This is a genomic window from Streptomyces sp. NRRL F-5727, assembly GCF_000719555.1.
Lineage (GTDB): Bacteria > Actinomycetota > Actinomycetes > Streptomycetales > Streptomycetaceae > Streptomyces.
In genome coordinates this window covers 81856-88278 of record NZ_JOGX01000026.1, presented here as the reverse complement: position 1 = coordinate 88278, position 6423 = coordinate 81856, and the positions used below count along the sequence as shown (strand labels likewise).

The following is a 6423-nucleotide window of genomic DNA, read 5'->3' as shown; positions in this document are numbered from 1 at the left end:
TGGGGGGAGGGGTGCGGCGGTGTTCTGCTCCGACTGCCGTGCGTCGCGGGTCGGCTGACGGGGTCACGGGCGGGGCCGGGGGCCGGAACGGTGGAGGCCGGTGTGGTGAGGGGGGAGGGTCGTGGCGCCGCCGGGGAGGCGTCTCGCGCGGGGGCGGTTCGCCGGGTGTGGTCGGCCGGGTGTGACCCTGTGGCCGAAGGTGATCGTTCGCCGATGGCCGGACGACCGCCGTTGACCGGCTTCGGCGGGGTCGGGGCATGATGGGGCGGTGTCCCGAACAAACGCACCGCATGGCCGTGTCGGCCGTCCGCCCGTGACCTCCCGCTCCCAGATCCTGCACGCGGCTCGACGGCTGATCGACCAGGACGGCTGGGAGAGACTGACCATCCGCCGGCTGGCCGCAGAGCTCGGCATCGGGGCGACGACGATGTACCACCACGTGCGGGACAAGGAAGACCTGCTGTTCCTCCTGATCCGGGAGTACGCGGACCAGATCCCGCACCCGGACCTGCCCGATGTGCCGCGGGACCGGATCGTCGTGGCCATGACCGCGGTCCACGACGCCCTCGCGGCCTGGCCGTGGGCCACGGAGGTCGTCTCCGCGGACGGGTTCCTGGTGCGGCTCGGCGAGAAGGCGCTGTGGCTCGCAGAGACGATCATCGCCGGGGCCGTCGCCCACGGCTGTTCCCCCGAGCAGGCGTTCTACGTGTTCCGCAGCGTCTGGTACTACACGGTCGGCGAGATCCTCGTCCGCTCCCACTCCGCCCGCAGGAGCACCAAGGAGCCGTCCGCGGGCGGGCTGGCCGACATCCTCGACGCGTCGAAGGTGCCGCTGCTGGCCGCCCTGAGCGAGCAGCCGGAACTGACCACGCAGGACCACTACCGCGAGGGTCTGGAGGCGTTCGTCGACGGGCTGCTCGCGCAGATCGTGGGTCCCGGCCGCTGAGCCCCGCCGAGCGCCGCGGCCCGTCGCCCGCACGCGCCGTCCGTCCGGACCACGTGCGCGGCACCGGCCGTTCCGGTGGCTGATCGGCGTCGGTGGCCGGAGCCGTGCCGGTGGTGGTGTGTGAAGCCGGCGTCGACACCGCTCCGGTGCGGCCCCCTCGGCACGGTGATGACGAGCGGCATGCGGCACGCGGGGTGCGGAGTGCGTTCCCCTGCTTGCGACGTCGGGAGCCCGGGCATGACGTCCCGCAAGGCGCCGGCGATCGGCATCATCGGGGCGTACGGCGCGGTCGGCCGGCACGCGGCCCGCAGCCTCGCCGCCGAGAGCCGGTACCGGCTCCGGATCGGCGGGCGCCACACGGACGCGGCGCGCGTCTTCGCGGCCTCGCTGCCCGGGCGCGCCGAGGCCATGTGGGTGGACGCGAACGACACCGACAGCCTGGTCCGCTTCAGCGAGGGCTGCCGTACCGTCCTCAACTGCTCAGGGCCCGCCTACCGTCCCGGGGGTGACGGTGCAGCAGACCACCGTCCTGTCCCCCGGGGACGTACCGGAGCCGACCGGGGAGGGCCCGGGCGGGGAACCGCCGGTAGGCGGGTGGCGGGGCCGCAGGGCCCGTCCGGCCGGCGCGGCGGTACGGTTCGCGGCGCGGCGCGCTGGTTCGCGTCCCTCCGGCCGGGGGCCGGGGTCCTCGGCGGGAGGGACGGGGTGCGGCCCACGCCCTCGACGCGCCGTGAGCCGGTCCGGGGGGGACCGGCGGGACGCGTCGAGGGCGCGGGCGTCGGGGGGCGGGTGAGGTCTAGGAACCGAATCCCGGGCCCAGGGCGGTCACCACGCTCGCGAACGTCTCCGCCGCGAACTCCGCCTCCTCGGTGGTCATCGTCAGGGGAGGTATCAGCATGACCGTGTCGGGCGTGTAGTGGATCAGCAGGCCCTGGCGGCGGCAGGCCGCCTCCAGGTGCTGCCGGTCCCGCATCGAGATCGGATGGCCGTCCCGGTCCAGGAGGTCGACGCCCACGTAGGCGCCGACGGCCCGGACGCCGCCGAGGACGGGCGTCCCCTTGAGCAGGCTCTCCAGCCGGTCGCCGAGCAGCCGGCCGAGCACCCGGCCGTGCGGCACCAGGTCCTCGGCGGCGAACGCCCGGAGCGTCGCCAGCGCCGCGGCACAGGCCACCGGGTGGCCGTCGGTGGTCGACGCGTGGGCGAACACCGTGGTGCCGCTGTCGAATGCCTGGTGGATCCGCTCCGTGGCGAGGACCGCGCCCAAGGCCGAATAGCCGGCGGTGATGCCCTTCGCGAGACACATGATGTCCGGCGAGATCCCGGAGATCTCGGACGCGAACATCTCGCCCATCCGGCCGTAGCCCGTGAACGCCTCGTCGAGGATCAGCAGGATGTCGTTCCGCGTGCAGTACTCGCGCGCCGCCCGGAGGTAGGCGTCGGGGAGGGGCTGTCCGTTCCGCCCCTTCACCGGCTCCAGGATGAGCGCCGCGACGCGCTCGGGCCCCACCTCGTCCAGCTGGGCGGCGAGTTCGGCGCCGGTGTCGTCGGTGGGCTCCGGAAGATGACGGAACCCGTCCGGCATGGGGCCGAAGCGCCAGTGCATCATGCGCTGGCCGCTCGCCGCCATCGCGGCCATCGGAGTGCCGTGGTAGCTGTCGCGCAGGCCCACCACGAGGCGCTTGTCCGGCTTCCCGGTGTTCCGGTAGTAGCCGCGGGCCATCTGGACGGCGCTCTCGACCGCCGCGCCGCCCGTGTGGCAGAACCGCACGCGGTCGAGGCCGGCGGGAGCCACGGCGGTGAGTTCCCGCGCCAGTTCGATGGCCACGGGGGCCGCCAGCTCCCACCGCACGGCGCACACGTACGGCAGCTCACGCGCCTGGCGGCTCATCGCCTCCACGACGTCGGCACGGCCGTAGCCGAGCACCATGTTGCCGACCCCCGCGCGGGCATCGAGGGCCCGGCGTCCCGAGGCGTCGATCAGCCAGGACCCCTCGCCCTTGACCCAGAGGTCCTCCGGCCCGTTCGTGTCGAGGATCGTCGACGTGGGCACCGTCCCGTGCCAGAGGGCGTACGTGTCGCGGTCCCAAGTGCTCGGCGTCATGGCCGTGCCTCCCGTCTCCGCGCTACTTCTCGGGCGCCTGGACCACGGAACACGAGAACGTGAGTCCACCGGTGCCCTGGATGACCATTCCGTACTGGCCCGGCTCCAGGGCCGCCTCGACGGCCACCAGGTTCGCGAGGGGGTCGCCGGCGCCGAGGGAGCCGGTGTCGTAGTCGAGGTAGTGGTGGTCCGGGCCGATCAGCTCGCCGAGGGCGGGCTTGAACATGCCCTCGCGCACGGTCCGGGTGAGACGCGGCAGCGCGATGCAGCTGAGGTCGCCGGTCTTGATCCCGGCCGTGCGCAGGGCCCGCTGGATGAGGTCGTGCATCTTGGGAACGAGGGCCTTGACCATCTCGGCCGCCGCACCGGACTCCCTGAACTCCTGGTTGGCGGGCCGGAGGGACATCGGGGCGCCGTGCCCCAGCGGGACGGAGGAGAAGGCGGCGCTCCCGCGCATCTGCACCTCCCACGTGGTGTCCGTGACCATCTCGAGCGCACGGAGGTGGAGGAAGTCCTCGCCCTCTCCGGTACGGCCGAGCAGGACCGCGGTCGCCGAGTCCGAGTAGGCCGCGTCGTCGTCGGTCGACCACCGGTCGAAGCCCGGTCCGGCGAACCGGTCGCCGCTGGTGACGAGCACCGTGCTCGTCCCGGGGGTGGCGACCAGCCACTTGGCGGCTATCTGGAGCGCCACCGCGCCGCCGTTGCAGCACTGCTGGACGTTGACGGGAAGTGCGTCGGTGATCCCGGCGTGGTAGGCGATGTAGTGCGCCGGCGACCACATGTCGAAGCCCTGGTGGTAGCTGAAGGTGTGGACCAGGGAGCCGACGGAGTTCGGCTCGACGCCGCTCTTCTCGAGGGTGCTCTTCGCGGCCAGCACGGCCATCTGGGGCGGGGCGATGTCGTCCGGGGCGACGTACAGCTCGGAGAGGCCGATGCGCTCGAAGTCCGCCGCCGTGAGTTCGCCCTCCGCGGGGCCCTTCTTGTCCGGCGGGAGCCAGAGGGTCGCCGCCTTGATGCTCAACCCGGTCGCAGTCACTGGATCGTGCCCTTCTCTCGTTCTCACTCTGGGTTTCCGAGGCCGGCAAGAAGGGCCTTGCGGTCCACCTTGCCCGAGCCCGTCAGCGGCAGGCTGTCTCGTACGTGGATCTCTCCGGGCACCATGTAGCGTGGCACCTTGGTGACCAGGTGGTCGTGGCATGCCTGGGGGGTGCAGTCGGCGCCGGCCGGCACCACGAAGGCCACGACGACCTTCTCGCCGGACTCCTTCTCGCTGGTGGTGACGTAGCTCTGCTTGACGTACGGCACCTCGTTCATGAAGTGCGTGATCTCGCCGAGCTCGATTCGGAAGCCGTTGACCTTCACCTGGTCGTCCAGCCGGCCCTGGAAGACGACGTTGCCGTCCTCCCGGCAGAAGCCGCGGTCCCCGGTGTGGTACAGCATCGTCTTCTCGCCGTCGATGTCGTACTCGACGTACTTCCGGCCCGTCAGTTCGGGCATGCCCAGATAGCCGGGCGACAGCCCCGGGCCGGCCAGGCACACCTCGCCGATCTCGCCGGGCGCGCACAGCGCGCCGTCCGCGACGATGTACATGGACGTGTGCTGGATCGGCAGTCCGATCGGCAGCGCGGACTCGCCCCGGACGGAGGCCACCACGGGGTAGTACGTGGCGAACACGGAGCACTCGGTGGGTCCGTAGACGCTGACGACCTTGCCGTCCCCGTAGTGGTTGCGCGCCCGCTCGATGTGGCCCAGGGAGTGCGCCTCGCCGCCCGTGAGGATCGTCCGCACGGTGTCGAGGGTGCCTGGCGCCTCGTCCACGATCACGTTGAACAGGGCCGTCGTCACGAAGACGGCCGTGACGCCGTTCTGCTGCACGAGGCGCTTCAGCTCCGAGAGCCGGACGTGGTCCGACGGGTAGAGCACGCACGTGCCGCCGTTGAGCAGCGCGCCCCAGATCTCGAAGGCCGCGGCGTCGAAGAACACGGACGCCAGCTGGGGGATGACGGCGTTCTCGTCGAGGGTGACGAAGGTGGGGTCGGTGACCAGGCGCACGATGCCCCGGTGCCGGATCGGAACTCCCTTGGGGGAACCGGTCGATCCCGAGGTGAAGACGATGTAGGCGAGGGCGTCCGGGTCGACCCGCAGGGCGGGGTTCTCCTCGTCCGCGTCCAGCGCCGCCAGGTCGACGGGGACCACCCGCATCCCCGTGAAGCGCTCCGCCAGCTCGTCGGCCGCGTCGGTGAGCAGGGCCGTACAGCTCGCCTGCCCGAGGATCCCGTTCAGGCGCTCGTCCGGCCAGGCCCGGTCGACGGGCAGGTAGGTGGCGCCGGACTTGATGATCGCCAGCATGGCGACGATCAGCTCCGGCGAACGCTTCACGGACAGTCCGACGACGTGCCCGGGTTCCACTCCGGCCGCGGTGAGCCGTCCGCTCAGGCTGTTCGCGAGGCCGTTGAGCTCGCGGTACGTGAAGGAACGCTCCCGGTGGACGAGCGCGACGGCGTCCGGACGGCGTCCGGCGGCCGCCTCGAAAAGTCCCTTCAGGCTTTGTTCCGGATAGGCGGCATCGACCCCATTGATCTTCCGATGAACAGAGAGTGCCGCTTCCGAGAGGGCGATCTTATCCATCCGCATCCCTCAGACGTGAGTTGACGATTCTCGTGATGTGCTCCGGGTGGCTGTCCACGAAGAAGTGACCACCGGGAACCTCGACCAGTTCGCAGTCCCGTGTGGTGAATTCCTGCCAGCCACGCATGGTGCTCCGGCTGTCAATCGCATCGTCCGGGCTGTATATCGCGGTGATGGGGACGTCCACGCCGGAGGGGTGGCGGTGGTCCCAGATCTCGGCGAGCCGGATCTCGCTGCGCACCGTCGGCATCAGAAGGCGCAACAGCCGCTCCTGGCCGAACAGTTCCGCCGGCGTACCGCCCATCGCGGCCACCGCGTCGCGGAAGTCGCCCTCCGACATCTGGTGCATGTAGGGGCGGCGCTGCGGCATGTCGGGGCTCCGGCAGCCGGAGACGAACAGCCGCTTCGTCCTTCCCGGGTACGCGGCCGAGGCGCGGTGGGACAGCTCATAGGCGAGTCGCCCGCCGAAGCTGTGGCCGTAGAAGGCGTGGCGGCGGTCCAGGTAGGGCGAGAGGGCCTCGAAGACGTCGTCCACCAGGGGCTGCCACTCTTCGTAGCGTGCCTCCTTGAGACGGCGCCCCCGGCCGGGCAGCACCACGCACAGCACTTCGATGTCGTCCGCGATCCCGTCGCACCAGGCGCGGAAGGTCTCGGGGCTGCCTCCCGCGTACGGGAAGCAGAACAGCGTGCCGGCGGGCTCCGCCGCCTCCTTGAGGCGCATCACCCACTTGTCGTCCGTCGCCACGCC

The 6423-nt window shown here is 71.5% G+C and carries 5 protein-coding genes; 1 reads left to right on the top strand and 4 read right to left on the bottom strand.

Going from position 1 to position 6423, the window contains the following annotated elements; all coding sequences use genetic code 11:
- The first annotated feature begins 313 nt into the window (after positions 1-313).
- Positions 314-946: a TetR/AcrR family transcriptional regulator gene (locus tag IF73_RS0119285; RefSeq protein WP_037879688.1), complete on the top strand. Its 633-nt coding sequence runs from the start codon at positions 314-316 to the stop codon at positions 944-946.
- Between the two features lie 796 nt (positions 947-1742).
- On the opposite strand, the gene IF73_RS0119280 is transcribed toward IF73_RS0119285, so the two are convergent.
- From IF73_RS0119280 to IF73_RS0119265, 4 genes are read right to left on the bottom strand one after another with little or no spacing between them, the layout of a single operon-like run.
- Positions 1743-3047, bottom strand: coding sequence for an aspartate aminotransferase family protein (locus IF73_RS0119280; RefSeq protein WP_051717013.1), 1305 nt, complete (start codon positions 3045-3047; stop codon positions 1743-1745).
- A gap of 22 nt (positions 3048-3069) precedes the next feature.
- Positions 3070-4083: a ketoacyl-ACP synthase III family protein gene (locus IF73_RS0119275; RefSeq protein WP_158822052.1), complete on the bottom strand. Its 1014-nt coding sequence runs from the start codon at positions 4081-4083 to the stop codon at positions 3070-3072.
- A gap of 23 nt (positions 4084-4106) precedes the next feature.
- Positions 4107-5675, bottom strand: coding sequence for an amino acid adenylation domain-containing protein (locus IF73_RS0119270; RefSeq protein WP_031009603.1), 1569 nt, complete (start codon positions 5673-5675; stop codon positions 4107-4109).
- Entirely contained in the window at positions 5668-6420 is a 753-nt protein-coding gene (locus IF73_RS0119265; protein WP_107049288.1) for a thioesterase II family protein, read from the bottom strand. Before IF73_RS0119265 ends, IF73_RS0119270 begins: the two co-directional genes overlap by 8 nt.
- Positions 6421-6423: the final 3 nt, after the last annotated feature.